This is a genomic window from Alteraquisediminimonas sediminicola, from assembly GCF_019740335.1.
GTDB lineage: Bacteria > Pseudomonadota > Alphaproteobacteria > Sphingomonadales > Sphingomonadaceae > Alteraquisediminimonas > Alteraquisediminimonas sediminicola.
On the sequence record NZ_JAHXZS010000001.1, the window covers coordinates 790,984 to 817,399 of the forward strand.

24 protein-coding genes are annotated in these 26,416 nt (G+C 60.0%); 13 read left to right on the top strand and 11 right to left on the bottom strand.

All coding sequences use genetic code 11. The annotated features are described in order from the left end of the window. Position 1: 1 nt before the first annotated feature. Positions 2 to 328, bottom strand: a complete 327-nt coding sequence (locus K6117_RS03950) for a chorismate mutase (RefSeq protein ID WP_221792411.1) — start codon at positions 326 to 328, stop codon at positions 2 to 4. Positions 329 to 504: 176 nt separating this feature from the next. Between K6117_RS03950 and K6117_RS03955 the strand changes: the two genes are divergently transcribed. After that, positions 505 to 882 (top strand): lysozyme inhibitor LprI family protein, encoded by a 378-nt coding sequence (locus tag K6117_RS03955; protein WP_221792412.1) that lies wholly within the window; start codon positions 505 to 507, stop codon positions 880 to 882. Between the two features lie 101 nt (positions 883 to 983). Here the strand turns inward: K6117_RS03955 and guaA are convergent, their stop codons facing one another. After that, positions 984 to 2,543 (bottom strand): glutamine-hydrolyzing GMP synthase, encoded by a 1,560-nt coding sequence (gene guaA, locus K6117_RS03960; RefSeq protein WP_221792413.1) that lies wholly within the window; start codon positions 2,541 to 2,543, stop codon positions 984 to 986. Positions 2,544 to 2,664: 121 nt separating this feature from the next. Here guaA and crtY point away from each other — a divergent pair, with 121 nt between their 5' ends. From crtY to K6117_RS03975, 3 genes are read left to right on the top strand one after another with little or no spacing between them, the layout of a single operon-like run. After that, complete coding sequence (gene crtY, locus K6117_RS03965) at positions 2,665 to 3,837, top strand: lycopene beta-cyclase CrtY (RefSeq protein WP_221792414.1); 1,173 nt, start codon at positions 2,665 to 2,667, stop codon at positions 3,835 to 3,837. Then, positions 3,834 to 5,315 carry a phytoene desaturase gene (locus tag K6117_RS03970; RefSeq protein ID WP_221792415.1) on the top strand — a complete coding sequence of 494 codons (1,482 nt, stop codon included), beginning with the start codon at positions 3,834 to 3,836 and terminating at the stop codon, positions 5,313 to 5,315. The genes crtY and K6117_RS03970 overlap by 4 nt, the downstream gene beginning before the upstream one ends. Then, the gene (locus tag K6117_RS03975) at positions 5,299 to 6,183 is read left to right on the top strand and encodes a phytoene/squalene synthase family protein (RefSeq protein WP_221792416.1); all 885 of its coding nucleotides are present in this window, start codon (positions 5,299 to 5,301) and stop codon (positions 6,181 to 6,183) included. Before K6117_RS03970 ends, K6117_RS03975 begins: the two co-directional genes overlap by 17 nt. 157 nt (positions 6,184 to 6,340) lie before the next feature. Here K6117_RS03975 and rdgB read toward each other — a convergent pair whose 3' ends face one another. After that, complete coding sequence (gene rdgB, locus K6117_RS03980) at positions 6,341 to 6,952, bottom strand: RdgB/HAM1 family non-canonical purine NTP pyrophosphatase (RefSeq protein ID WP_221792879.1); 612 nt, start codon at positions 6,950 to 6,952, stop codon at positions 6,341 to 6,343. Positions 6,953 to 6,957: 5 nt separating this feature from the next. Further along, positions 6,958 to 7,674 carry a ribonuclease PH gene (rph, locus tag K6117_RS03985; RefSeq protein ID WP_221792417.1) on the bottom strand — a complete coding sequence of 239 codons (717 nt, stop codon included), beginning with the start codon at positions 7,672 to 7,674 and terminating at the stop codon, positions 6,958 to 6,960. Between the two features lie 388 nt (positions 7,675 to 8,062). On the opposite strand from rph, the gene K6117_RS03990 reads away from it, so the two are divergent. The 9 genes from K6117_RS03990 (at position 8,063) to K6117_RS04030 (ending at position 15,350) form a co-directional block, all read left to right on the top strand. Continuing rightward, a complete protein-coding gene (locus K6117_RS03990) occupies positions 8,063 to 9,463 on the top strand; it encodes a helix-turn-helix domain-containing protein (protein WP_221792418.1) in 1,401 nt (466 codons plus the stop codon). Positions 9,464 to 9,468: 5 nt separating this feature from the next. After that, positions 9,469 to 9,951, top strand: coding sequence for a DUF2141 domain-containing protein (locus K6117_RS03995; RefSeq protein ID WP_221792419.1), 483 nt, complete (start codon positions 9,469 to 9,471; stop codon positions 9,949 to 9,951). A 184-nt stretch (positions 9,952 to 10,135) separates the two neighbouring features. Beyond that, positions 10,136 to 10,330, top strand: a complete 195-nt coding sequence (locus tag K6117_RS04000; RefSeq protein ID WP_221792420.1) for a hypothetical protein — start codon at positions 10,136 to 10,138, stop codon at positions 10,328 to 10,330. Positions 10,331 to 10,459: 129 nt separating this feature from the next. Continuing rightward, complete coding sequence (locus K6117_RS04005; RefSeq protein WP_221792421.1) at positions 10,460 to 10,666, top strand: hypothetical protein; 207 nt, start codon at positions 10,460 to 10,462, stop codon at positions 10,664 to 10,666. Positions 10,667 to 10,718: 52 nt separating this feature from the next. Next, positions 10,719 to 11,039: a phosphoribosyl-ATP diphosphatase gene (locus K6117_RS04010; RefSeq protein WP_221792422.1), complete on the top strand. Its 321-nt coding sequence runs from the start codon at positions 10,719 to 10,721 to the stop codon at positions 11,037 to 11,039. A 15-nt stretch (positions 11,040 to 11,054) separates the two neighbouring features. Further along, complete coding sequence (locus K6117_RS04015) at positions 11,055 to 11,435, top strand: histidine triad nucleotide-binding protein (protein ID WP_221792423.1); 381 nt, start codon at positions 11,055 to 11,057, stop codon at positions 11,433 to 11,435. A 79-nt stretch (positions 11,436 to 11,514) separates the two neighbouring features. Beyond that, a complete protein-coding gene (locus K6117_RS04020; protein ID WP_221792424.1) occupies positions 11,515 to 13,080 on the top strand; it encodes an amino acid permease in 1,566 nt (521 codons plus the stop codon). 10 nt (positions 13,081 to 13,090) lie between these two features. After that, a complete protein-coding gene (locus tag K6117_RS04025; RefSeq protein WP_221792425.1) occupies positions 13,091 to 13,759 on the top strand; it encodes a COQ9 family protein in 669 nt (222 codons plus the stop codon). A 97-nt stretch (positions 13,760 to 13,856) separates the two neighbouring features. Beyond that, positions 13,857 to 15,350 (top strand): replicative DNA helicase, encoded by a 1,494-nt coding sequence (locus tag K6117_RS04030; RefSeq protein ID WP_221792426.1) that lies wholly within the window; start codon positions 13,857 to 13,859, stop codon positions 15,348 to 15,350. A gap of 7 nt (positions 15,351 to 15,357) precedes the next feature. Here K6117_RS04030 and K6117_RS04035 read toward each other — a convergent pair whose 3' ends face one another. From K6117_RS04035 to ftsA, 7 genes are all read right to left on the bottom strand, one after another. After that, the gene (locus K6117_RS04035) at positions 15,358 to 15,987 is read right to left on the bottom strand and encodes a PilZ domain-containing protein (protein ID WP_221792427.1); all 630 of its coding nucleotides are present in this window, start codon (positions 15,985 to 15,987) and stop codon (positions 15,358 to 15,360) included. A gap of 344 nt (positions 15,988 to 16,331) precedes the next feature. Then, positions 16,332 to 19,844 carry a DNA polymerase III subunit alpha gene (gene dnaE, locus K6117_RS04040; RefSeq protein ID WP_221792880.1) on the bottom strand — a complete coding sequence of 1,171 codons (3,513 nt, stop codon included), beginning with the start codon at positions 19,842 to 19,844 and terminating at the stop codon, positions 16,332 to 16,334. Continuing rightward, complete coding sequence (gene hemW / locus K6117_RS04045) at positions 19,834 to 20,976, bottom strand: radical SAM family heme chaperone HemW (RefSeq protein WP_221792428.1); 1,143 nt, start codon at positions 20,974 to 20,976, stop codon at positions 19,834 to 19,836. The genes dnaE and hemW overlap by 11 nt, the downstream gene beginning before the upstream one ends. A gap of 6 nt (positions 20,977 to 20,982) precedes the next feature. Beyond that, entirely contained in the window at positions 20,983 to 22,539 is a 1,557-nt protein-coding gene (gene ubiB / locus K6117_RS04050; RefSeq protein WP_221792429.1) for a 2-polyprenylphenol 6-hydroxylase, read from the bottom strand. After that, the gene (gene ubiE, locus K6117_RS04055) at positions 22,536 to 23,309 is read right to left on the bottom strand and encodes a bifunctional demethylmenaquinone methyltransferase/2-methoxy-6-polyprenyl-1,4-benzoquinol methylase UbiE (RefSeq protein WP_221792430.1); all 774 of its coding nucleotides are present in this window, start codon (positions 23,307 to 23,309) and stop codon (positions 22,536 to 22,538) included. The genes ubiB and ubiE overlap by 4 nt, the downstream gene beginning before the upstream one ends. 142 nt (positions 23,310 to 23,451) lie before the next feature. After that, positions 23,452 to 25,020, bottom strand: coding sequence for a cell division protein FtsZ (gene ftsZ / locus K6117_RS04060; RefSeq protein ID WP_221792431.1), 1,569 nt, complete (start codon positions 25,018 to 25,020; stop codon positions 23,452 to 23,454). A gap of 116 nt (positions 25,021 to 25,136) precedes the next feature. After that, positions 25,137 to 26,402: a cell division protein FtsA gene (gene ftsA, locus K6117_RS04065; RefSeq protein ID WP_221792432.1), complete on the bottom strand. Its 1,266-nt coding sequence runs from the start codon at positions 26,400 to 26,402 to the stop codon at positions 25,137 to 25,139. Positions 26,403 to 26,416: the final 14 nt, after the last annotated feature.

Genomic DNA, 26,416 nt, shown 5'->3' on the forward strand with positions numbered 1-26,416 from the left:
CTCAGTCCTTTGAAAGGGCGTCGAACCTAGCCATTTCATAGGCGATGGAGCCTTCAACCAAGGTCTCCCACATCTCGCCGATCACATTGCCCGGCATGCCCAACGCCTCGGCCTGCGCCACCGCCTGCGCGATCACTTCGGCCTTACGCGGTTCGTCGCGGACCATATCGCGTTCCGGCTTGATCCGGGCGGCAGCGGCCATATAGCCGAAACGCTCAGCCAACAGCGCCACCAACCGCGCGTCCACCGCGTTCACGCCAGCACGTACCTCCTGCATAGTATTGCAATCTTCGGGTTTGAGCGGGGCGGCATTTAAGGGCGATGTCATGATGATGTGCGCTTAAGCAATTACGCTCCCCCCGGCAAGTCGTGATGCCGATCGCCGTCATGAAAACACATCCCATCAGAATTGCGCTCAAACTGAATATATTGACCAATGCCAATGCGATGCTGTTAACATCCCCACCAAGATTTCGACCCACATCCTGTTGAAAAGGCATGCTTATGACGCATTTCCGCAAGTCCCTCCTGCTGACTCTGGCGTTGGGCCTGAGCCTTGCCCCGGCGCTGCCCGCCACCGCGCAATATGATGTCCATGCCGAAGATTATGCACGGTTCGAACGCGAACTCGCACAAGCGGATGCGCGGTTGAATCAGGTCTGGAAGACATATTACCCGCAATTACGCGCCGCCGATGGCTATAAGGCCGATGCCTTACTGGCAGAACAACGCGCATGGAATGCGTTCAAGGACAAGGCCTGTTCGATCTATCCGGGTGCGGGCGGTTTCTGGGGTGAGGCCAATGCCTTTGCCTGCAAGCTCGAACTGTTCGAACAACGGATCAAATATCTCGAAGATCTTGAGACGGTGCTGAATCCATAAGCGACACAACAAAAAACACCGGTCGGCACTCTTGGCCGACCGGTGTTTTTTTGAACTGTCACCGTCTTGTGTGCAGCGCGTTTATGGGAAGTGAGCTTAGCTCACTCCCACTCAATCGTGCCCGGCGGCTTTGACGTATAGTCATAGACCACGCGGTTGATGCCCTTCACTTCATTGATGATCCGGGTCGAGGCGCGGCTGAGGAAGGCGGATTCGAACGGGAAAACGTCCGCCGTCATGCCATCGGTGCTGGTCACGGCGCGCAGCGCGCACACATAATCATAAGTGCGGCCATCGCCCATCACGCCGACGGTACGCACCGGCAGCAGCACCGCAAAAGCCTGCCAGATCGCATCATACAGGCCCGCATTGCGGATTTCGTCGAGATAGACCGCATCGGCCTTGCGCAGAATGTCGCAGCGCTCCTTGGTCACTTCGCCCGGCATGCGGATCGCGAGGCCGGGGCCGGGGAACGGGTGACGACCGACAAAGATTTCCGGCAGGCCCAGTTCGCGGCCCAAGATGCGCACTTCGTCCTTGAACAATTCGCGCAACGGTTCGACCAGCTTCATGTTCATGCGGGCAGGCAGGCCGCCGACATTGTGGTGGCTCTTGATCGTGACCGAAGGTCCGCCGGTGAAGCTGACCGATTCGATGACATCGGGATAGAGCGTGCCTTGGGCGAGGAAATCCGCGCCGCCGATCTTTTTCGCCTCTTCCTCGAACACGTTGATGAATTCCGCGCCGATGAATTTGCGCTTCTTTTCCGGGTCGGTAACGCCCGCCAGCCCCGCGAGAAAGCGAGCCTCGGCATCCACCACCACCAGCGGAATATGATAATGTTCGCGGAACAATTCTTCGACCTGCTGGCGCTCGTTCATCCGCAACAGACCGTGATCGACGAATACGCAGGTGAGCTGATCACCAATCGCTTCATGGATCAGCACCGCCGCCACCGCCGAATCGACGCCGCCCGACAGACCGCAAATGACCCGGCCCGAACCGACCTGTGCGCGAATTTCGGCGATCTTGACCGAACGGAATTCCGCCATGGTCCAATCGCCCTTCAGGCCGCAGACCTTATGGACGAAATTGGACAAGAGCTTCGCCCCATCCGGCGTATGCACCACTTCCGGGTGGAATTGGGTGCCATAGAATTTGCGCTCTTCATCCGCGATCATCGCAAACGGTGCGCCTTCGGTCGTCGCGACCACACGGAAGCCGGGGGCAAAGGCCGTGACCTTATCGCCATGGCTCATCCACACTTGATGGCGGCTGCCCTTTTCCCACAGACCGTCGAACAACAGGCAATCTTCCGACACCTCGATAAAGGCGCGACCAAACTCCCCGCTTTCGCCGCCTTCGACCTTGCCGCCCAATTGGTGCGACATGGTTTGCTGACCATAGCAAATGCCAAGGATCGGCACGCCCGCATCGAACAGGCATTGCGGCGCGCGCGGGCTGCCCTCTGCCGTGACCGAGGCCGGGCCGCCGGACAGGATAATGCCCTTTGGTTTCATCCGGTTAAACGCGGCCTCGGCGGCGTTGAACGGAGCGATTTCGCTATAGACCCCGGCTTCGCGCACGCGACGGGCAATAAGCTGCGTCACCTGGCTACCGAAATCGACGATCAGGATGGAATCTTGGGGCTGGACAGTCATGTTCGCGCGATACTGATGATGGCCGCGCCTGTCCAGTGTTTGGAGCATTCACGCCATCTTGAGCGCATAGTTCGTTAACCGCCCCTTCCCACGCCCCGCTTGTCTCGCTAAGCTCCTCATTATGGGTCGAACGATAAAATGCGATATCGCCATTGCAGGTGGCGGCTTGTCGGGCTGCCTTGCGGCGCTGGCCCTCCATCAGCGCAACCCCTCACTCGATGTGCGCTTGATCGAACAGGGCGACACTTTCGGCGGCAATCATCTCTGGTCGTTTTTCGATCAGGACCTCTCGCCAGAGGGGCTGGCCCTTATCACCCCGCTCATCAGCCACGCATGGCCCAGCTATGAAGTCCGCTTCCCCACCCGGTCGCGCGATCTGCACAGCACCTATTGCTCGATCCGATCGGAACAACTCGACCAAGCCGTGCGGGCAAGATTGCCGGAGAGCGCGATCTTCACCGGCCAATTTATTGTCGATCTTGGCCCGCGACATGTCGAACTGCGCGATGGCACCAGATTTGAGGCGCGCGCGATCATCGATGCACGCGGCACGGGCGATCTCGATTATCTCGATCTCGGCTGGCAGAAGTTCGTCGGGCAGGAAATCAAGGTCGCGGGTGGCCATGGGCGGCATCAACCGGTCATCATGGATGCGAATATCCCGCAAATCGACGGCTATCGCTTTGTCTATACCCTGCCCTTTACCAGCGACAGCCTGTTGGTGGAGGACACCTATTACGCCGATGATCCGACACTCGATCATGATGTGCTGGCCGGGCGGATCGCCGATTATGCCGACCGCCATGGCTGGCATCGCCGGACATTGATCCGGCAGGAATCGGGCGTATTGCCGATTGCGATGGGCGGCGATTTCGACGGCTATTGGCAATCGGGCGGTGCGGAGGTGCCAAAGATCGGGTTACGCGCCGGGCTGTTCCACCCAACGACCGGCTATTCCTTGCCCGATGCGGTGCGCAGCGCGTTGTTGATCGCGGCACAGCGGGATTTTTCGGCCACTGCGCTACATGATCTGCTGTATCAGGATGCGCGCGCGCGCTGGAAAGAGCGCGGCTATTACCGCCTGCTCGCCCGGATGCTGTTCCGCGCGGCAGAGCCGGATGCCCGGTTCCGCATCATGGCGCAATTTTACCGGCTGGATCAGCGGCTGATTGAACGTTTTTATGCGTCCAACGCGACATGGCGCGATAAATTGCGCATCCTGATGGGCCGGCCCCCGGTATCGATCTGGCGCGCGCTAGGGCAGTTGTTTGAACGAAAAAAGGGTATGCGTTGAAAAAAGCAATTGTGATCGGCGCGGGCTTTGGCGGCCTTGCACTGGCAATCCGCCTGCAATCGGCGGGCATCGCCACCATCATCGTCGAGGCACGGGACAAGGCCGGTGGCCGCGCCTATGTCTGGGAGAAAGACGGGTTCGTGTTCGATGCCGGTCCGACCGTCATCACCGATCCGGCCTGTTTACAGGAATTATGGTCGCTATCGGGCCGCTCGATGGCCGATGATGTGACGCTTGATCCGGTCATGCCCTTTTACCGGCTGAATTGGCCGGACGGCACCAATTTCGATTATTCCAATGACGAAACCGCGTTGATGGAAGAAATCCACAAGCTCAATCCCAAGGATGTCGAGGGCTATCGCCGCTTCCTCGATTATGCGGCGGGCGTGTATGAAGAGGGCTATGTCAAGCTTGGCCATGTCGCTTTTCTGAACTTTGGCGCGATGTTGAAGGCCGCCCCAGCCCTCGCGAAATATCAGGCGTGGCGCTCGGTCTATTCGGTTGTGTCGAGCTATGTCGAAAATGAGCAATTGCGTCAGGCGCTGTCGTTCCACACTTTGTTGGTCGGCGGCAATCCGATGGCGACAAGCGCGATTTACGCGCTGATCCACAAGCTCGAAAAAGATGGCGGCGTCTGGTTCGCGCGCGGCGGCACCAACCGCTTGATCGCGGCGATGGTGACGCAGTTCGAACGATTGGGCGGCAGTTTGCGCCTTGGCGATCCAGTCGAAGAAATATTGATGATGGGCAACAAAGCGACCGGCGTCATCACCGAAAGCGGCTGGCAAAGCGAGGCCGATGCCGTCGCCAGCAATGCCGATATCGTCCACAGCTATCGCGATCTGATGGCAGGGTCCATCCGGGGCGAACGTGCGATGCGATCGCTGGAGCGCAAATCCTTTTCGCCGTCATTGTTCGTCGTGCATTTCGGGATCAAGGGCAGTTGGCCCGGCATTCCGCACCATATGATCCTGTTCGGCCCGCGCTATAAGGAATTGCTGGCCGATATTTACGATCATGGCGTGTTGGCGGAGGATTTCTCCCTCTATCTCCATCACCCGACCGTGACCGATCCGAGCATGGCGCCGGAGGGCTGTTCAACCTTTTATGCGCTTGCCCCCGTGCCGCATCTGGGCAAGCTGCCGATCGATTGGGAGGTCTATGGGCCGATCTATGCCGAGCGCATTCTCGCAGAAATTGAAAAGCGCCTGATCCCCGATCTGCGCGCGCGGATCATCACCCAATTCCATTACACGCCGAAAAATTTCGAGCAAGATTTGCAGGCCCATCTCGGCAGCGCGTTCAGCCTTGAACCGGTGCTGACCCAATCCGCATGGTTCCGCACCCATAATCGCGACGATGTGATCGACAATCTCTATTTCGTCGGCGCAGGCACCCATCCGGGCGCGGGCATTCCGGGCGTTGTCGGTTCGGCCAAGGCGACTGCCGCATTGATGCTTGATGACTTGCGCCGCTGATCGCGCATCGCTGGTTCGCCAAGCGAAGGCCAGCATCGAACGCGGGTCCAAATCCTTTGGTCAGGCGAGCAAGCTGTTCGATCCCGTCACGCGGGAACGGGCGTGGTTACTTTATGCCTATTGCCGCTATTGCGACGATGTCACCGATGGGCAGGACCATGGCGGCCCGATGGGCGCGGCGGACGATCCGCAAACCCGCCTCGCCTTTATCGAGACAATGACGGCCCGTGCGCTCGATGGCGAGATGACCGGCCATCCGGCATTTGACGGGCTGGCCTTGGTGGCGAATGAGTGCGCTTTCCCCCGCGCCTATCCGATGGATCTCATTCAGGGGTTTCGGCTGGATGCGGCGGGCTGGCGACCGCAATCGCAAGCGGATCTGATCCGTTATTGCTATCATGTCGCGGGCGTGGTCGGGCGGATGATGGCGCTGGTCATGGGGGTGCGCCCCGATGATGCGGCGACATTGGAGGCGGCGGAGGCGCTGGGCCTTGCATTCCAACTCGGCAACATCGCCCGCGACATTGCCGAAGATGCATCTGCGGGGCGGTGTTATCTGCCGGTTGAATGGCTGATCGAACAGGGTGTCGACCCGGCTGATGTGATGAACCCCGCACATTTACCTGCATTGGCCCGCCTCACCACCCGCATGGCCGATATGGCAGCGGTATATGAGGCCAAGGCCCGGATCGGCGCACGGGAACTGCCGTTCCGCTGCCGCTGGGCCGTGCTGGCGGCGGCGGGCATTTATGGCGACATCGCCCGCACCGCCGCCCGTTTGGGCGATAGGGCATGGGACCAGCGGATCAGCACGTCCAAGCGCGAAAAAATCGGATGGGTGATCCGCGCCTATTTTCAGTCGATTTAGGAAGGGGGCCTGCACAAGCCCCCTTCTCTCGTCATGCTGAACTGGTTTAGCTGCGCTGGCCTTCGGGCGCAGCATCTATTTGCGGGCGCGGTCTAGATACTGCAGCAAGTTCAGCATGACGAAGAAAATAAGAGCCCCCGGCGACTGAGGTTAAAAACTAAAGCGTCAAACACGCCCGCACGAGCTTGTGGAACGCATCCGCGCGATGGCTGATCGCGTGCTTGGCCTCTGGCTCCATCTCGCCAAAGGTGATGTTATGGCCAAGCGGCTGGAAGATCGGATCATAGCCAAAGCCCGCCGTCCCGCGCGGTGGCCAGACGATGCGGCCATTGACCCGGCCAAGGAAGTTTTCGACATGCCCATCCGGCCATGCAATCGACAGCGCGCACAGGAAGCGCGCGGTATCGGTTTCGTCGCCCAGTTCGACCATCGCCTCATGCACCTTTTGCATCGCGAGGCCGAAATCCTTGGCATCCCCGGCCCAGCGCGCCGAATAAATACCCGGCGCGCCGTCCAGCGCATCCACCGCAAGCCCGCTATCATCGGCCAATGCCACCATGCCGGATGCGAGCGCTGCCGCCCGCGCCTTCAATTCGGCATTGGCGATAAAGGTGCTGCCAGTCTCTTCCGGTTCGTCCAGCCCCAATTCCCCGGCGGAGACCGGCTCCAACCCATAAGGGCCAAGCAAGGCGCGAATTTCTCGCACCTTGCCTTGGTTGTGACTGGCGATAACGAGCTTGCCCGGCTCCAGCTTGCGATGGTCGACCATATGGATCAGCGCCCCGTTGCGCGGTCCTGCGCCGCGAAGATTTCCGCGCAACCGATCCGTGCCAGACGCAGCAAGCGCAGCAGCGCTTCCTCATCATAAGTAGCGCCTTCCGCCGTGGCCTGCACTTCGGCGATATTGCCATCGCCGATCAAGACGAAATTGGCATCGGCATGGGCGTTGCTGTCTTCGATATAATCGAGATCGAGCACCGGCACGCCTTCATAAATACCGCAGCTGATCGCCGCGACCTTGTTCTGGATCGGATCGACGGTGAGCTTGCCCTCGGCCAGCAGCTTGTCAACCGCAAGGCGCAACGCGACCCAAGCGCCCGAAATAGACGCGGTGCGGGTGCCCCCATCGGCCTGAATCACATCGCAGTCGATGGTGATCTGGCGTTCGCCCAAGGCCTTCATATCGACGACCGCGCGCAGCGAACGACCGATCAGGCGCTGAATTTCCTGTGTACGGCCCGATTGCTTGCCCTTGGCGGCTTCGCGGCTGGAACGAGTATGGGTCGCGCGCGGCAACATGCCATATTCCGCCGTGACCCAACCCTCTCCCTTGCCACGCATGAACGGCGGCACTTTTTCTTCGATCGATGCGGTGACCAGCACCCGCGTATTGCCAAAGCTGACCAAGCAGCAGCCTTCGGCATGGCAGGTGAAGCCCGGCTCCATCGAGATAGAGCGCATTTGATCGGGAGAGCGGCCTGAAGGGCGCATGGGCATTCCTTAAAAATAGAGAAGCGGATGATGGCGCTTCCATATCCGCTGGCAGGCAATCTCGCCAGCCTAAGTTTGTCCGGATGTGGGGCAATAATAAAACACCCGCCCAGTTGCCCGGGCGGGTGTTTCTTCTCCTCCCCAGAAGAAGCTGGTGCAAAGCGGCCGATGTGCGGCGGCTTTAAAGTGTGAAACTCTTTACAAATCAATCAGGCGTTTACTGGTGATTTTCACCAAAAAAGGCCGAGATCTGCGTTACGAATCCCTCATATCCGCAGAACTGCGGAAAATGCCAGCACCTGCGATCAGATTCATCGGTCATCCAGTCACGCTTGCACCACAAACTGTTGTGTATTATTTACACTTTTACCAACCGGAGCGCCGTGTCATGTCTGAACAGAAAATCTTTGCGGGACACGCGCTGCGCCGCCTGCGCCGCGCGCGCGGACTGGCGCAAAATGCCATGGCCGAGCAATTAGGCATTTCCAGCAGCTATTTAAATCTGCTCGAACGCAACCAACGGCCATTGACGGCAGGGCTAATGCTCAAGCTGAGCGACCGTTTCGACCTCGATCCGCGCAGTCTGGTCGGCCATGATCCGGGCGGCGGCCCGGATGCGATGCGGCGACGGTTGCAGGACCCTTTGTTCGCCGACCTTGGCATTGATCGCGCTGAACTGCTCGCATGGCTCGAATCGGCCCCGGCCACGGCAGAGGCCTTCGCCCGACTGTTTGACCGCGCAGAACGCCAATCGGCGGGCAGCAGCGGGACGCTGGTGGATGAGGCCGATAGCGTCGCCGCCGTCCGGCGCGAGATCGAGCGCTGGCGCAACCATTTCGCCGATCTCGATTACAAGGCCGAGGCGCTGGCCGAAGAACTGCGCCTGTCGGGCAGCGATATCTATGCCGCGCTCAGCGAACGGCTGCGCGTCACCCATCAATTCAACATTCGGATCCTGCCGGTGGATGTAATGCCCGACCGATTGCGCCGGCTCGATCTCCATGCGCGGCAATTGCAGTTGTCGGAACTGTTGGACGCGGCCTCGCGCGCCTTTCAAACCGCCTTTCAGATCGCGCAATTGGAAGCGAAAAGCGAAATCGACAGCCTCGTCCAAGGCGCGCAATTCGAAGACCGCACCGCCGAACGCTTTTTCCGCCGCCATTTGACCAGCTATTTCGCGGCGGCTGTGCTGATGCCTTATGCCCGCTTCCTGCGCGCCTGCGAAAGCACGGGCTATGATCTCGTCATCCTGCCTCATCGTTTTGGCGTCAGCTTTGAAATGGTCGCGCATCGCCTGACCACGCTCTATCGCGTCGGCGCGCGCGGCCTGCCCTTTTGCATGGTCCGGATGGACCGCGCCGGGCAGGTCTCGAAACGTTATGCAGGGGCGAGCAACGGCGCATTGGTCGAAGGCGGCACGCGCTGTCCGTTATGGCAAGTCCACCACGCCTTTGATCGACCGGGCAAGATCATGCGTCAATTGGTCGAGATGGAAAATGGCAGCCGCTGGCTGACCATGGCCCGCACGGTGCATCCGCATGGCCGCAATTTCAATCAGATCGAGGCCGAGTTTTCAGTCGCCATCGGGCTGGAGGCGCGGCTGGCCCGCAGCCTTGCCGACGCCAAGGGCATCGACCTTGAACATGGTCCCGTCACGCCGATCGGGCCGGGCTGCGCCTTTTGCACGCGCAAGGATTGCCCGCAGCGCTCCGCCCCGCCGCTTGGTCGTGAATTGGTGGTCAATGATCGCGAACGCGGCTTGACTCCCTTCACCTTTGCCGGCGACTAAGGCCGATGGAAAATGCGTATCGCGTAACCCTCACAGCTGCTTTCGTTGCGATGGCGGCTGTTGCGCCCCCCGCTACACAGGCCGCAACCGACATCGCCAGTGAACCGGCCAGCGCACGGGCCGTGCTGGATGTGCAAATATCCGCCCTGCGCTCGCAAAAGGGGGTCGTGCGCTTTTGCCTGACGCGCGACCGGCAATATTTCCCCGATTGCAGCAAAGACCCGGCCGCCCGCCACCTCAATATTGCCGCCGGCGATGCAGGCAATGTGCGCTTTGGCGATCTGCCTTATGGGCGTTATGCGTTATCGCTGATCCATGATGAAAATAATAATGCGAAGCTCGATACCCGGCTTGGTATCCCGTTTGAGGGCTTTGGCTTTTCCAACAATCCGGTCATTTTATTCGGCCCGCCCTCCTTTCGCGCCGCCAGCTTCTTGATTGACAGCGCGACCCCGCATCAGGCGATCAACATTAAATATATGTTCTGATCCTCAGACCTAAGGACTGTCGGCAGATTTTACACTCGCCAGACCCCCGCCTCGCCATCATCATCGCCATTAACCTTCGTCACCCCCGATGTTTCGGACATTAAGCGAAATTGGCCGAGGCCTTGCTAAGCATTGGCCGTGGCCAGCCTGTACGGGCGGGCAACTTGTTTTGTAGGAGTAGCGTATGCGTTCAAAATTGCGCCTGTTCATGGCGATAGTAATCCCCGTGGCGCTCGCGACCTCCGCTGGCTATGCGGTGTCGCTCATCCCCACGACCAATATCACCGAACCGAGCAATAGCGTGCTGCTCATCACCGGCATATTGGGCCTGTTCGTTTCCCGCTATTTAAGCCCCAAGCCACAGGCAAAAAACGGCTAAGCCTTCACATATTCGTAAGGATGATTGCTAATCCCTTATTATTGCCGGTATAAGCGCGCCCAAGACTTGTCATGTCTGGAGTAGCTTATGCTTATGAAATCAGGGCTATGCTCGAAAGCAAGTCTGGTGATGATCGCAGCGATGGCCTGTTTCATGGCATCGCCCGCTTATGCCGCCCCCGCCGATGCGTCTTGCCCCTGCTGGCCCTTGGCGGAATCCGGCGCCATCCCGGTCGATCTGCCCGAACCGACCGAATATACCTTGTTTGCCATTGGGGTGGCGGGGCTGTTGATCGGACGGCATCTGAGCCGCAAACGACGGACGCGGGATAAATGAAGCGCGCCAGTTCGGGCTTGACGCTGGCACCACTGCCGCGCCAGATGCGCGCATGACGGCAACCCTCGACAGACTCACCGGGATTATTCGCGAACGCCGCGTTGCAGATCCCTCCTCCTCTTATGTCGCCAAGCTCACCGCGCGTGGCCGTGGCAAGATCGCGCAAAAAGTCGGCGAAGAGGCGGTGGAAACCGTGATCGCGGCGATGGCGAACGATCGCGACGAGATCATCAAGGAAGCCGCCGACCTGTTGTTCCACCTCGGGATTTTGTTGGCCGATATGGATCTCAGCTTCGATGATGTCATGGCCGAACTCGACCGCCGCGACGGCGTATCCGGGCTGGTCGAAAAAGCATCCCGCCCCCATATTTGACGGAACTTCGACGACATGCCGATTGATGCCACCGCGCCTTATGACGATCAGAATATCTTCGCCAAAATCCTGCGCGATGAGATCCCCAGCAAGAAAGTCTATGAAAACGAGTTCGCCCTCGCCTTTCACGACATCAATCCGCAAGCGCCGATCCACATCTTGGTGATCCCCAAGGGCCGCTATGTCAGTTGGGACGATTTCACCACCACCGCCGATGATGCCGAGATTGCGGGCTTCATCCGCGCGGTCGGCCATGTCGCCCGGGAACAGGGCCTTCCCGCGCCCGGCTATCGCCTGCTCGCCAATATCGGCGGCCATGGCCATCAGGAAGTGCCGCACCTCCATATCCACATCTTTGGCGGTCGCCAGATGCGCGAGATGATTCCCCGCTCATAACAGCGATAATTGTTGCGCCAACATGATTTGCGGTTAGGGTTTGCCCACGCCTAACAGGGTCGGTTCAGAGGGGAAAATAATGATCTTTGGTCGCATCAAACCATTGGATGCCATTTTGCGCACCGCAGAGAAAAAATCTCTGCACCGCACATTGGGCGCGATGCAATTGACCCTTCTTGGCGTGGGCGCCGTCATCGGCACCGGGATTTTCGTCCTGACGTCCGAGGCCGCGCAAAAGGCTGGACCCGCGATGATGTGGAGCTTTGTCATCGCCGGTCTCGTCTGCGCGGTGGCGGCCCTGTGCTATTCCGAACTGGCGGCGATGCTGCCGGTGTCCGGCTCGGCCTATACCTATACCTATGCGGTGATGGGCGAATTGATGGCGTGGATGGTCGGCTGGGCGCTGATCCTCGAATATGCGGTGGCGGCAAGCGCGGTATCGGTCGGCTGGTCCGGATATTTCGTCGGTCTACTGCAATCCTCGCTCGGCATTCATATCCCCGATGCCTTGGCCTATGGCCCTTATGCCGGTGGTGTGGTGAACCTCCCTGCCTTGATTATTTCGCTGTTGGTGACCGGCCTGTTGATGATCGGCACCAAGGAAAGCGCCCGCGTGAATGCCGTGCTGGTCATCGTCAAGGTGACGGCGCTGGCAATGTTCATCGCGATTACCATTCCCATGATCAACGGCGCGCATTTCGAGCCCTTCACCCCCAATGGCTGGTTCGGCGAGGGCAAGGGCGCGGGCCTTGGCGTCATCGGCGCGGCGGCTTCGATTTTCTTTGCCTATGTCGGCTTCGATGCCGTGTCGACCGCTGCCGAAGAAACCAAAAACCCGCAGCGCAACGTCCCCCTCGGCCTGATCGGTTCGCTTGGCATTTGCACGGTCTTTTATCTGCTCGTGTCGGCGGGCGCGGTCGGCACGATCGATTCACAGCCGGTCGTCGGCCCTGCTGGTGAGGCACTCTATCCGGGCAGCAAGGCGCTGGCGGACCAATGCGCCTCGATTGTCGCTTCGGGTTTGACGGAACCGCTCGCCTGCTCGAAAGAGGCGCTGGCCCATGTGCTGAGAACGCTCGGCTGGCCGTGGATGGGCAATATGATCGGCCTTGCGGCCTTTCTCGCTTTGCCGTCCGTCATCTTGATGATGATGTTCGGCCAGACCCGCATCTTTTTCGTGATGGCCCGCGACGGCCTGTTGCCGGAAAAGCTCGCCGATGTGCATCCCAAATGGCATACGCCGCACATCGTCACCGGCATTACCGGCGTGTTCGTCGCCATCGCCGCCGCGTTTTTGCCGGTGGGCAAGCTGGCGGATGTCTCGAACTCCGGCACGTTGTTCGCCTTTTTCATGGTCGCGATTGCCGTGATGGTGCTGCGCAAGACCGACCCGAAGCGCCATCGCCCGTTCCGCACCCCGGCCATCGCCATTGTAGCGCCGCTCGCGATTATCGGTACGATCGGCCTGTATGTGAACTTGCCGCTTGAAGCGATGCTGGTCCTGCCGGTCTGGGCGGGTATCGGGCTGCTCGTCTATTTCGCTTATGGCTATCGCAAGAGCCATGTAGGCCGTGGTATCATCGACATTCACGAAGACGACCGCGACACGCCGCCGATGCCCGTGCCGCCCGTTCCTGACCTTTAAGGCCCCACGCATGACGCACCAGCTTGATATCGAGGACATGACATTGGAAGATATGCGGGCGGCACTTGCCCCGCATATCGCCGCCAATGCGGTGTTCGACGGCTGGGGCGACATGGCGCGAGATGATGCGGCGCGGGCCATCGGCCTTAACCCGGATCACGCGCGGCTCGCCTTTCCCGAGGGCAAGGTCCAGATGATCGATGCGTGGATCGACCAGATCGACCAGCAGATGATCGCGGTGTGCGACAATGATCAATTCCGCGCGCTCGGCATGACCGGCAAGGTCCGCGCGGCACTCCATGCGCGTTTTGCCGCGATGCAAGGGCGCAAGGATGCGGTGCGCCGCGCCCTGTCCATCCTCGCTTTGCCGCAAAATGCCGCCAAGGGACTGCAACTCGGCTGGCGGACGGCGGATGTGATCTGGCGGCTGGCGGGCGATCACGCCAGCGATTTCAACCATTATACCAAGCGCGCGACATTGCTCGCGGTCTATCACGCAACCCAACATGCGTGGCTCGCGGACGACAGCGCGGACTTGTCCGAGACCAAGGCATTTCTTGAACGACGGCTGGGCGATGTAATGAAGATCGAAAAGGCCAAGGCCGGATGGAAATCCCGCGCCGATCATCGTTTCAGCATGACGCGCTTTCTGGGCCGTTTGCGCTATCCTGCGCGGTAAGCGCCGCAACTTATCCACAGGCTTTTCCCGCCTATCGCCAACAACCCTGATAAGCGCCAGACTTGCGCCACAGGGCCGATCCGGCGCATGAAGCAGTATGAATGCTGAAACGATCCGACTGATCCCGTCCGAAGATGGCGGCCTCCAAACCGTCCTCCCCCATAATATCGAGGCGGAGGCCGCGCTGTTGGGCGCGTTGATGATCGACAATCGGCTGGTCGAGGATGTGCAGCTCAAGCTCAAGCCTGAGCATTTCTTTGAATCCGTGCATGGCCGGGTTTATGAGGCGATCCTGCGCCTTGCCGACCGCAACATGGTCGCCAACCCCGTCACCCTCAAACCGATGTTCGAGGCGGATGAGGGGCTGAAGCAATTGGGCGGCCTCGGCTATCTCGCGATGCTGACCGGCTCTGGCGCGGCGCTGATCGGCGCGCGTGATTTCGCACAGCAGATTTACGACCTCGCCCTGCTCCGCGCCTTGATCGGCGTCGGGCGGACGATGGTCGAACAGGCGATGGACACCTCCGAGGATGTCGATCCGAAAAGCCAGATCGAACAGGCCGAAGTAGAACTCTATAAGGTCGCGGAACAAGGCGGCGAATCCGGTTCGGTCAAAAGCTTTGTCCAGGCGGCGACCGAGGCGGTGAAACAGGCCGAACGCGCATTCAATAGCGGCGGCCATGTCTCCGGCATCACCACCGGCCTTGATAGCATGAACGCCAAAATGGGCGGTCTGCACCGGTCCGACTTGATCATCCTTGCGGGTCGTCCCGGCATGGGCAAGACCTCATTGGCCACCAACATCGCGTTCAACGCAGCACAGCGGCTGATCCGCGACCGCGAAGACGGGATGGAAGAAGGCAAGTCCCTTGGCGCGGCGGTCGCGTTTTTCAGCCTCGAAATGTCGGCGGATCAGCTCGCCACCCGTATCTTGGCGGAACAATCGGGCATCTCTTCCGAAAATCTGCGCATGGGTAAAATCAACAAGAGCGAGTTTCGGCGGCTGGCGCAGGCGGCGGCAGAGCTGGAACAATTGCCCTTGTTCATCGACGATACGCCCGGCCTCACCATCGCGGCACTACGTACCCGCGCGCGCCGTCTGAAACGCCAGCACAAGATTGATCTGGTCGTGGTCGATTATCTCCAGCTGCTGCAAGGCTCGGGTCGGGGTGGCGATGGCAATCGTGTGCAGGAAATCTCGGAAATCAGCCGTGGCCTCAAGCAATTGGCCAAGGAACTACATGTCCCGGTTATCGCCTTGTCCCAGCTCTCCCGCGCCGTTGAACAGCGCGAAGACAAACGCCCGCAGCTATCAGATTTGCGTGAATCCGGCTCGATTGAGCAGGACGCGGATATTGTGCTGTTCGTCTATCGCGGCGAATATTATATCGCCGCCCGCCGCCCGGACGATAATGATCCCAAGCTCGCGGAATGGCAGGCGGAAATGGAACGTGCATATGGCATTGCCGAAGTGATCGTTGCCAAGCAGCGTCACGGTTCCACCGGGCGCGTGCCGTTGAAGTTCGAGGCGATGATCACCAAGTTCAGCGATCTCGCGGATATCAGCGGCTACGACCTCGGCGGGGAGTAGAGCCCGCTCAGGAGTTACGCTGATGGGTATCGATGGCCCATGACGCCAGTTCCTCGAACCGCACCGCGCGGAAGAATGTCAGGCCCGCCCGTCCGTCATTCGCCCATTGCACCGTGGCGCGACGTGAATCGAGGCCTTCGACCAGAATATTGACGATTTCGCCGGTTTTAAGCCCCTTGGCGGCGATCTTGACCCCGCTTTGCGACATGTCCAGCACCTCAACCGGCATGACATCTTCACCCCGGCTGAGCGTGGCCTTGCAACGAATGCTGACCCGTGGCGCGCGCTGGACCATGCCATCGCGATGGCGGCACGACATGATCGCCAACACCTCGTCAATATCGATCGGTGTATCGAAAATCGCACCAATATGGGTCGCATCGGCCCAGACGATCTGGGCATTGAGGGTAAGATCGAAATGGGTCTGCAAGGTAATGCGCTGACCAATCGGCAGTCGGGTATGCACGCTGCCCATAAAACCGGACGACGAAATATTGCGGACCATGCACAGGCCCTCGAAATCATCGAGCGTAATCAATGCCGGTCGAAAGATCGTTACATGACGCGTATCAAGACGACGATCTGCGCTACCAAAGCGATCCGGTCGCCTAAGGGCGCTCGCTAATTTGAAGATCATGACCGGACGCTCCCTCGCTGAACAACAAGGCGTCGATCTCACCTTATTGAAGGTGCGCCGATCCGCATGCGCCGCAAATAAAGCAGCCGCGAATAGGCATGAGCAAGCGACGACCCTGTTTATTGTTGACGCAACTCAGATCGGGTGGCCCGGATTTATGATCCAGCCTCCATCTCCATCATCGAACCAACCACGTGCGCAGCCCATGGCCAAGTATGTAGCGGTATCGCCACCACCACATATGTAATATCAATATGTTAGATACATGAAATGCCCGACAACGTCCGTCCGTTTAACGCCACATTTCACGCCTTGGGACGATTTCAACGCCCGTTAGCCTATTATCAGGAGACCAGACGCAGCGCCATTTGGCTGTTCTGCTCGAGCTTTGCGGATTCCACGCCCTGAATGCGTTCAAGCCGCCCGGCCAGTTCGGCATCGATCAGGAAGTTGCGGCGCAAATGGACATAGGCCTCGCCAAAACCATCGGACAATGGCAGTTCCAGCACCACCTGCCCCTTGCCGCCCTCTTCGGTCGACAGCATCTCGGCCAAGGATTGCAGCGCGGAATCCTGCGTCACCCTGATCGTCAGCATCAGCCTTGCCGAGGTCGACAAGGTCGCGAGCGGCTGTGTCTTGCGGATGGTGATGCGCGGGATGTCCTCATCCGGCTTGCGATCAAGCTCGACATTCAGCAACAGGCATTCGCCAGAGCGCGCGCCTTCTTCCAATTCCTTGCCGACATCCTCATCAAAGCAACTGGCGGTGAACTGGCCGGACTGATCGGAGAATGTCGCCTGTGCATAACGCTTGCCGCGCTGGGAGGTGCGCCACCGGGCATCCTCGACCATCGCCGCCATCGTCGCATTCACCCGCCCGCCCTCGGTCGGGAAGGTCAGGGCGCAAATCGCGCTGAAACTGCGTGCGCCGTTGCTTTCCGCGACATGGCGATAACGATCGACCGGATGGGCCGAGAAATAAAAGCCGAACGCATCTTTTTCCTGCACCATCCGTTCGGACAACGCCCAATCATCTTCCGAAAGGCGGATGGCCGCATTGTCATGATGATCATTGCCGCCAAACAGGCCATGCTGCCCGCTGTCGCGATCCGATGCCGTCTGGCTGGCCACGGCCAACACCTGTTCCGAAGCCCCATGCACCGCCGCCCGATTTTCATGGAGCGGATCGAACGCCCCGGCAGAGGCCAGCGATTCCATCTGACGACGGTTGATCGTCTTGGGATCGATGCGATGGGCAAAATCATCAATCGAGGTGAACGGCCCATGCGCGTCGCGGTCGGCGCAGACCTGCTCCATCGCCTTTTCGCCGACACCCTTTAACGCGCCCAGCCCATATCGCACCGCGACCGCGCCATCATGCAGCACCTCGGTCGAAAACTCGGCCTCCGAATGATTGATGCAGGGCGGCAACAAGATCACGCCCGCACGGCGAATATCATCGACGAAAATCGCCAATTTATCGGTCACCGTCATGTCATAACACATCGACGCGGCGTAAAATTCCGCCGGATAATGTGCCTTGATCCATGCGGTATGATAAGCGACGAGCGCATAAGCCGCTGCGTGGCTCTTGTTGAAGCCATAGCCCGCAAATTTATCGATCAAGTCGAACAGTTCGTTCGCCTTTTCGGTCGAAATATCGTTTTTCGCCGCGCCTTCACAGAAAGTCGCGCGCTGGGCGTCCATTTCCGCCTGAATCTTCTTCCCCATCGCGCGGCGCAACAGATCGGCGTCACCCAATGAATAGCCCGCCAAAATCTGCGCGGCCTGCATCACCTGTTCCTGATACACGATGACGCCGTAGGTTTCCTTGAGGATCGATTCCAGCAACGGATGCGGATAGACGATCTCCTCGCGCCCGTTCTTGCGCGCGCCAAAGCTCGGGATATTGTCCATCGGGCCGGGACGATAGAGCGAAACAAGCGCGATAATATCTTCGAAATTGGTGGGCCGTACCGCCGCCAGCGTGCGCCGCATGCCTTCGGATTCCAACTGGAACACGCCGACCGTATCGCCGCGTTGCAACAGTTCGAACACCGCCGCATCATCCCATGGCAGGGTTTCAAGATCGACGATAATGTCGCGCCGTTTCAACAGGCTGACGGCCTTTTGCAGCACCGATAAAGTCTTCAGGCCCAAAAAGTCGAACTTGACCAGCCCCGCGCCCTCGACATTCTTCATGTCGAATTGCGTCACCGGCATGTCGGAACGCGGATCGCGGTATAAGGGCACCAGTTGCGCCAAGGGGCGGTCACCAATCACCACGCCCGCCGCATGGGTCGAGCTATGGCGCGGCAGACCCTCCAGCTTCATCGCAAGATCGAACAGGCGGCGCACATCGCGGTCGCCCTTATATTCGGCGGCAAGTTCGCTCACCCCGTTCAACGCGCGGTCCAGCGTCCATGGATCGGTCGGCAGGTTCGGCACCAATTTGGACAGGCGATCCGACTGGCCATAGGGCATTTGCAGCACGCGCCCCACGTCTTTCAACACGGCGCGCGCCTTCATCGTCCCAAAGGTGATGATCTGCGCCACATGGTCCGCGCCATAACGCTGCTGGACATAGCGAATGACCTCGCCACGTCGCGTTTCGCAAAAGTCGATGTCGAAGTCGGGCATCGACACGCGCTCCGGGTTGAGGAAACGCTCAAACAGCAAACCCAAGCGAATGGGATCGAGATCGGTAATCGTCAGCGCCCAAGCCACAACCGAGCCAGCACCCGACCCACGGCCCGGCCCGACCGGAATATCCTGTCCCTTGGCCCATTTGATAAAGTCGGCCACGATCAGGAAGTAACCGGGAAAGCCCATGCCGATAATGATATCGACCTCGAATTTCAGCCGGTCGAAATAGACCTGCCGATCAATCGGATAATCGAGCTTTTCAAGCCGCGCCTCCAACCCCGCCTCGGCATCGCGGCGAAGCTGTTCGGCCTCAGCCTCGCGATCACCGGCCAGCGATGGCAAGATCGGCTTGCGATAGGGCGCGGTCGCCGCGCAACGCTGGGCCACGACCAAGGTGTTGTGGATCGCCTCCGGCAGATCGGCGAACAGATCCTGCATGTCGATCGCGGGTTTCAGCCAGCTTTCCGGGTTGGAGCGGGGATGATCCTCCGCCGCCAATTGCGAACTGGCCGCGATGCACAAGGCCGCCTCATTCGCCTCATGGAAATCCGGCGCGTCAAAATGCACCGGGTTGGTCGCGACCAATGGCAGATCACGGGCATATGCCAGATCGATCAACGACTCTTCCGCCGCCTCTTCCACCGGATCATTGCGGCGCGACAATTCGATATACAGCCTGCCGCTGAACAGGGATTGCAACCGGTCGGCATAGGCCAATGCCTTGTCCGGCTGGCCTTCGGCGAACAATCGGGCAAGCCCCCCCTCGCCCCCGGCAGTAAGCGCGATCAGCCCGTCTGTCCGCCCTTCCAGCGCCGACATCGGCACATGCGGATCAAGGTGCAAGGGCCGTTCAAGATGCGCCATCGATACCAAAGCGCACAAATTGTCATAGCCCTGTTCGGTTTGCGCCAACAAAGCGATCCAATCGAGCCGCTCCACCGGCGCATTTGGCCGCGCCACGCACAGCATCGTGCCGATGATCGGCTGGATGCCCGCTTTCTTCGCGGCATCCGAAAAGTTCATCGCGGCATACAGCCCGTTGCGATCCGCAATCGCGACCGCCGGGAACCCGGCCTTGCGCGCGAGCTTTGGCAACACCTTCGGCTCAATCGCGCCTTCCAGCATCGTAAAGCAGGTAAACACCCGCAACGGCACATAAGGAACGGCCAATTGCTGGGGCAGTTCGCCCTTTTTGCCCCAATTACCGGCCATCATCGTCACCCTTGAAACAGGCATCGATCAGCGCATTCAGCAAGAGCATCCCATTGGCACTCGCCGCGATATGATTGCCCTGCCTCGTCATCAGTCCTTGAATCACCAGCCGGTCCACCCGGTCCCAATCGATATATGCCGCTTGCCAATCGGGAATCGCAAGGCCTTCGACCAGCCTTAGCCCCATCAACAAGCGTTCCGCCGCCCGGTCACGCAGCGACAGCACGGTTTCCTCCTGACAACCATGTTCATTACGAGCAAGGGCCGCCATCCAATTTTCCGGTTTTTTATGACGCATCGTCGCCATACCGCCGCGCCGACCATGGGCGCCGGGGCCGATACCGGCATAATCCTGATAGCGCCAATAGACGAGATTATGGCGGCTTTCCTGCCCCTTGGCCGCATGATTGGACACTTCATACATCGGCAGGCCCGCGTCCGCAGTCATCGCCTGCGTCAGTTCAAAGAAATCCGCCGCCTCATCCGCGTCTTTCGGCAATAGCCCGCCTTGTTGCACCATCGTGGCAAAGCGCGTGCCGGGTTCAATCGTCAATTGATAGAGCGAGAGATGCGTCGTGCCAAAGCCCAAGGCGCGGTGCAACATCGCCTCCCATGCGGCCAAATCCTGATCCGGCAGCGCATAGATGAGGTCAAAGGTCACACGATCAAACTGCCCTTGCGCGACATCGAGCGCAGCCAGCCCCTCCGCCACCCCATGGGCGCGGCCAAGAAAGCGCAGCGCGTCATCATCCAAAGATTGCAGCCCCAAGGACAGGCGATTGACCCCGGCCTTGGCCAAATCCGCAAACCGTCCAGCCTCGACCGAAGAGGGATTGGCCTCCAGCGTGATCTCCAGATCATCCGCCACCGGCCAATATCCGGTCGCCGCATCGATCAGCGCCGCCACGGTGGCGGGCGGCATCAAGGACGGCGTGCCGCCCCCGAAAAAGATCGAGGTCAGTTCATGGCCGGGGGTCAGCGCCGCCTCATGCCGCAGGTCCGCAAGCAAGGTCTCACGCCATGCCGCGTGATCGACTTCATCGCGCACATGGCTGTTGAAGTCGCAATACGGGCATTTCGATACGCAAAATGGCCAATGGATATAAAGGCCGAGCGGCGGGCGTTCTGTCACCGGCGATCAGCCGAGCCAGTGAAGGGATGTCGCCCCTGATACTATCGCCGCTCCTGCAATGGCCCCGATCAGCGCGGTCGCCAACGTGCGGAACCAGCGGCCATCGCCCTGCCCGATAATCCGGATCTCCGGCAAGGGCGCGGGCGGCGGCGCAGCACCGGGCGCAGGAAACGCATTGTCGATCCGGCGCAGCAGGTCCGGCAGGCGCAACAGGCTCTTCACCCCGGCGCGCAGGCCATCGGCGAGCATCACTTCCGGCCCCAATTCGGTGCGCAGCCATTCCTTCACAAACGGCCCGGACGTATCCCACATGTTGATATCGGGATCGAGCGTCAGTGCGACCCCCTCCACCATCACCATCGTCTTTTGCAGCAGCAGCAAATGCGGCTGCGTCGGCATTTCGAAATCGCGGGTAATGGCAAACAGCCCATCGAGCATATGGCCGATGGAAATATCCTTCAGCGCCAAGCCCCGGATCGGTTCGCCCACGGCGCGCAGCGCGGTCGTGAATTCATCGATATTATGATGGCCCGGCACATATTGCGCGTCGAAATGAATCTCGGCCACGCGGCGATAATTGCCGGTGACAAGACCATGCAGGATTTCCGCCAGCCACAATCGCGCCTGTCGATTGACCCGGCCCATGATCCCGAAATCAATCGTCGCAATCCGGCCATCGGGCAGGACAAAGAGATTGCCCTGATGCAAATCGGCATGGAAAAAGCCATCGATGATCGCCTGACGCAGGAAACCGCGCACCAATGTCGCCGCCAATTGCTTGGGATCATGGCCCGCCGCGATCAGCGCCTCGCGGTCGCCAATGCGAATGCCGTCGATCCAATCAAGCGTCATCACCCGGCGACTGGTCCGGCTCCAATCAATATCCGGGACGAAGAAGCCCGGCTCGGCCTTCATCCCGTCCGCCAGTTCCGATGCAGACGCGGCCTCGCGCCGCAGGTCAAGCTCGCGCATCGTCCATTGGCGGAATGTCGCGATGACCTGACGCGGGCGCAGGCGTTTCAGCTCGCCGCCCTGCGCCTCGGCATGGGCCGCCGCCCATTCATAGGTCTCAATCGCCGAGGCCATGACCTCTTCGACGCCGGGCCGCAGCACCTTGATCGCGACATGACGCCCCTCGGTCGTGACCGCGCGATGAACCTGTGCAATCGAGGCCGCACCCACCGCGACCGGATCAATCGACGCAAAGACCTGTTCAATCGGCTTGCCCAGCCCCGCCTCAATCGCCGCCCGGATCTGCGCGAATGGCAAGGGCGGCAGATTATCCTGCAACCGCGCAAGGTCAGCCGCCGCCTCTGCACCGACCAGATCGGGCCGGGTCGCCAGCGCCTGCCCCAGCTTGATCGCCGCAGGTCCCAGCTTTTCAAACGCGAGCGCATAATTGGGCGCCGCAGGCACGCGCGCGCCAAACCGCGCCAGCCGTGCCAAGCGCCGCACCTTAGCCGGCACCAGCACATCGCGCTCGATCCCCATCAACGCGCCATGACGCGCAAGGGTCCGGCCCCAGCGCAACAGCCGGGCCATATGGGTAACGGCGGCGGTCAAATCTTCCAGCCGCTATGAATAGCCACCAGCCCGCCTAGAATCGGCTCACAGCGGGTCTGCACAAAACCGGCCTTGTCGATCATCGCCTTGAACGTCGGCATATCCGGAAAACGCCGGATCGATTCGATCAAATAGCGATAGCTGTCCTCGTCATTCGCGAGCAGCTTGCCGAGTTTCGGGACTAATTTATGCGAATACGCGTCATAAACCTCGGCAAAACCGGGCCATGTCGTGGTCGAAAATTCAAGGCAGTAAAACCGCCCGCCGCGCTTCAACACGCGATGCGCCTCGCCCAATGCCTGTTGAATGCGGGTGACGTTGCGAATGCCAAACGCAATCGTATAGGCGTCAAAGCTATTATCCGGGAAAGACAGCGTTTCCGCATTTTCCACCGCCCATGACAGGCCTTGGATTTTCTTCTTTTCGGCGCGCTCCTTGCCGACATCAAGCATCGCCGGGTTAATATCGGAAATGGTGACCTCGGCCCCGCGCTTCGCCATGCGAAAGGCGATATCGCCGGTGCCGCCCGCCACATCGAGAATACGCTCCCCTGCGCGCGGGCGCACGAGATTGACGAAACGATCCTTCCACAGTCGGTGCATCCCGGCAGACATGGCGTCGTTCATCAGATCATATTTGCTGGCCACATTGCGAAAGACCTCGCCCACGCGGGCTGCCTTCTCTTCGGCCTTGATGTCCTGATAGCCGAAGGAAACCACATCAGGTGAATCCGGGCCGGATACAGCGGGGGAAACGGGCGAGTCTGTCATGTTTTTTGCTCTATCCGTTTCAGGCCGGTGCAGCAATCTTAGTTACCCGAGAAATACAAAGCCCTCCCCGTCCATAAGGGCGGGGAGGGCCGATCCGGGGTGCGACCCTCGGGAACTATTCGAATGAATTATTTGGCAGAAATTACTGATTATTCTGCTTGTTCAAAAAGCGCGGAATATCGAGCGGGTTCGTGTCTGCGGCGGGTTCCGCCGGACGGGCCGCCGTACCACGGGCAAGGCTCGACATGCGTTCGAACAACGTGCCACCCGCACGCGGCGCAGCGGCAGGTGCTTCTGCCGCACGCTGGCCACCGAGCCAGCTACGGGTCGGCTGAATTTCCGGCTCCGGCTGCACATAAGCCTGAGGTGCCGGGGTCTGCGGTTCCGGCGCAACATAATGCATCGGTTCCAACTGCAATTCATCAACCGGCGCGGCAGCGACAGGCGCGAGCGGGGTTTCAAGTTCCAGCGTCGTATCGTCCGCGACAGCCGGATCGGTGAAGCTGATCACCGGGGCCGGGGCATAGGTCGCAGGCTCCGGCGCAACCACCGGGGTCGGCTCATTCGCGACCGGGGCGGCCTCATATACGCTTTCCACAACCGGTGCGGGCGCAGGTTCTGCGACCACTTCAGGCTGTGCGACCACGATCGGCGCGGCTTCTACTTCAACCTTGGGTGCCGGGGCCTTGGCCGTCGGCGGGAAAGAGAACACGCGGGCCGGGGCCTGTTCCGGGCGGGTCATCGATTCGGCTTCAATCCCGGTCGCGACAACCGAAACGCGGATCTTGCCTTCGAGTTCCGGATTAAAGGCCGAACCCCAGATGATGTTCGCATCCGGATCGACCAGTTCCTTGATGTGATTCGCGGCTTCGTCGACTTCCATCAGGCGCATATCGTCGCCACCGGTAATCGAGATGATGACGCCCTTCGCGCCCTTCATCGATACGCCGTCGAGCAACGGATTGGCAATCGCCCGTTCCGCTGCCTCAATCGCGCGATGGTCACCACTGGCTTCGCCCGTGCCCATCATCGCCTTGCCCATTTCTTCCATCACGGAACGCACATCGGCAAAGTCGAGGTTGATCAGGCCCGGCATGACCATCAAATCGGTGATGCCGCGCACGCCCTGTTGCAGGACTTCGTCGGCCATTTTGAACGCTTCCTTGAAGGTCGTGTTCGGATTGGCGATCAGGAACAAATTCTGGTTGGGAATGACGATCAGGGTGTCGACATGCTTTTGCAGCTCTTCGATACCGGCATCGGCCGACTTGGTACGGCGCGATCCTTCAAAGCTGAACGGCTTGGTCACGACCCCGACGGTCAGAATGCCCATTTCCTTCGCGGCCTTGGCGATGACCGGCGCAGCGCCGGTGCCGGTGCCGCCGCCCATGCCCGCAGCGATGAAGCACATGTGCGCGCCTTCGAGCGAACGGAGAATCTCTTCAAGGGTTTCTTCGGCAGCAGCACGACCGATATCGGGACGCGAACCCGCGCCAAGACCCTGCGTGATCTTGAGGCCAAGCTGGATGCGCTGTTCCGCGGCGGACGCGTTCAATGCCTGCGCATCGGTGTTCGCGACGATGAAATCCACGCCCTGCACGTCAGAGGCGATCATGTTCGCAATTGCGTTGCCACCGGCACCACCAACCCCGATCACGCTGATCCGAGGACGAAGTTCTTCGACTTCAGGATGAGTGAAACCTATGGTCATCGCGAACATTCCCCTTTTGCTGCCCCCCAAGTCGGGCAATCGTTAATAAATAGCACCATCTGAATCAGCGATGCGAGAAAAAAATACAAAATATAGACAAAAACTGGGGACAAACCTCAAAATGCAGTTTTTAACAGTCTTACCAGCCTCTCTAACCAAGTCTCGCCTCGACCAGAACCAGGTAATTCATCCGAACTCATGCCAAATTGGCGCAAATCGGCTGGATTGCTCGCCGCGTGATGTACCAGCCCGGCCAGCGCCGAAAATGCAGGCCCGCCATGCGCTTCCGGCAGACCGATCAACCCACGTGGCCGCCCGACCCGCACCACACGGCCAAGCGTGCCCTGCAAATAATCGGCCACGCCCTTTAACTCGGCACCGCCGCCGGTCAGCACGACCTGCCGCCCCACCGGCCCGGCAAAGCCAAGCCTCTTCAGCGCCGCCTCAATCTCGTCCGTCATCATGCGCAAGCGTTCGCGAATGACCGCGATCATCTGCGCCTTGGTGATGCGCTGCGCATCGCTGCCATCGTCGCTGCCGCCCAATGGCGCAATATCGAGCATGTCATGATTGTCGCGCGGACTGGTCGTGGCCGATCCGTGGAAGCATTTCAGCCGCTCCGCCACTTCGCGCCGCATCCCGAAATGCGATGCAATGTCATCGGTGATGTCGGCAGCCCCCATCGGCAAGGACGTCAGGCCCGCCAGCATCCCGCCCGCGAACAGGGAAATATTCGTCACCCCCGCCCCCATTTCGATCAGGGCCACGCCAAGTTCGCGCTCTTCTTCCGACAGACAGGCATAGCCCGTCGCCACCGGCGAGGCGATGATCGACTTGACCCCCAGCATCGCATTGCGGACGCATTGATCGATATTACGCACGGGCGAGCTTTCCGCCGACACGACATGCACATCGACGCCAAGCCGATCCGCATGCAGGCCAATCGGCTTTTTCACGCCCTGCAATCCATCCAGCGTATAGAGCGTCGGCTGGGCATGCAGCACGATCCTTCCTGCGACATCCAGATTCTGGCCGCCCGTGAACAACAGCTCGTCAATATCTTCCTGTTCGATGCGATGCCCGGCCAGTTCGACTTCGACCGGGAGAATATCGCTCACCAGCCCCCCGGCGGAAAAGCCGACCCACACATCCTGCACATGTTCGCCACTGATGCGTTCGGCCTGTTCCACCGCCTCGCGGATCGCCATTTCGGCGGCATGCATATCGGAAATATAGCCGCGCTGCACGCCCTTGCTTTCACGCTGGCCGGTGCCAAGCACCCGCAATTCGCCATCGGCATCGCGTTCGGCGATCATCGCCGAAATCTTGGAGCTGCCGATATCCAGTGCCGTGATGATGTGTTCGCCGCGTGCCTGTACCATGCTGATCGCCCCTA

Excerpts from the sequence above, each read along its gene's own strand:
- rdgB (WP_221792879.1), bottom strand. The coding sequence starts at position 6,952 with ATGGTCGACCATCGCAAGCTGGAGCCGGGCAAGCTCGTTATCGCCAGT.
- ftsA (WP_221792432.1), bottom strand. The coding sequence starts at position 26,402 with ATGGTACAGGCACGCGGCGAACACATCATCACGGCACTGGATATCGGC.
- K6117_RS03955 (WP_221792412.1), top strand. The coding sequence starts at position 505 with ATGACGCATTTCCGCAAGTCCCTCCTGCTGACTCTGGCGTTGGGCCTG.
- K6117_RS04035 (WP_221792427.1), bottom strand. The coding sequence starts at position 15,987 with ATGATCTTCAAATTAGCGAGCGCCCTTAGGCGACCGGATCGCTTTGGT.
- K6117_RS03990 (WP_221792418.1), top strand. The coding sequence starts at position 8,063 with ATGTCTGAACAGAAAATCTTTGCGGGACACGCGCTGCGCCGCCTGCGC.
- rph (WP_221792417.1), bottom strand. The coding sequence starts at position 7,674 with ATGCGCCCTTCAGGCCGCTCTCCCGATCAAATGCGCTCTATCTCGATG.
- K6117_RS03995 (WP_221792419.1), top strand. The coding sequence starts at position 9,469 with ATGGAAAATGCGTATCGCGTAACCCTCACAGCTGCTTTCGTTGCGATG.
- ftsZ (WP_221792431.1), bottom strand. The coding sequence starts at position 25,020 with ATGACCATAGGTTTCACTCATCCTGAAGTCGAAGAACTTCGTCCTCGG.
- guaA (WP_221792413.1), bottom strand. The coding sequence starts at position 2,543 with ATGACTGTCCAGCCCCAAGATTCCATCCTGATCGTCGATTTCGGTAGC.
- K6117_RS03975 (WP_221792416.1), top strand. The coding sequence starts at position 5,299 with ATGACTTGCGCCGCTGATCGCGCATCGCTGGTTCGCCAAGCGAAGGCC.
- K6117_RS04010 (WP_221792422.1), top strand. The coding sequence starts at position 10,719 with ATGACGGCAACCCTCGACAGACTCACCGGGATTATTCGCGAACGCCGC.
- dnaE (WP_221792880.1), bottom strand. The coding sequence starts at position 19,844 with ATGGCCGGTAATTGGGGCAAAAAGGGCGAACTGCCCCAGCAATTGGCC.
- K6117_RS04000 (WP_221792420.1), top strand. The coding sequence starts at position 10,136 with ATGCGTTCAAAATTGCGCCTGTTCATGGCGATAGTAATCCCCGTGGCG.
- crtY (WP_221792414.1), top strand. The coding sequence starts at position 2,665 with ATGGGTCGAACGATAAAATGCGATATCGCCATTGCAGGTGGCGGCTTG.
- K6117_RS03950 (WP_221792411.1), bottom strand. The coding sequence starts at position 328 with ATGACATCGCCCTTAAATGCCGCCCCGCTCAAACCCGAAGATTGCAAT.
- K6117_RS04005 (WP_221792421.1), top strand. The coding sequence starts at position 10,460 with ATGATCGCAGCGATGGCCTGTTTCATGGCATCGCCCGCTTATGCCGCC.
- K6117_RS04015 (WP_221792423.1), top strand. The coding sequence starts at position 11,055 with ATGCCGATTGATGCCACCGCGCCTTATGACGATCAGAATATCTTCGCC.
- K6117_RS04020 (WP_221792424.1), top strand. The coding sequence starts at position 11,515 with ATGATCTTTGGTCGCATCAAACCATTGGATGCCATTTTGCGCACCGCA.
- K6117_RS04025 (WP_221792425.1), top strand. The coding sequence starts at position 13,091 with ATGACGCACCAGCTTGATATCGAGGACATGACATTGGAAGATATGCGG.
- K6117_RS04030 (WP_221792426.1), top strand. The coding sequence starts at position 13,857 with ATGAATGCTGAAACGATCCGACTGATCCCGTCCGAAGATGGCGGCCTC.
- ubiE (WP_221792430.1), bottom strand. The coding sequence starts at position 23,309 with ATGACAGACTCGCCCGTTTCCCCCGCTGTATCCGGCCCGGATTCACCT.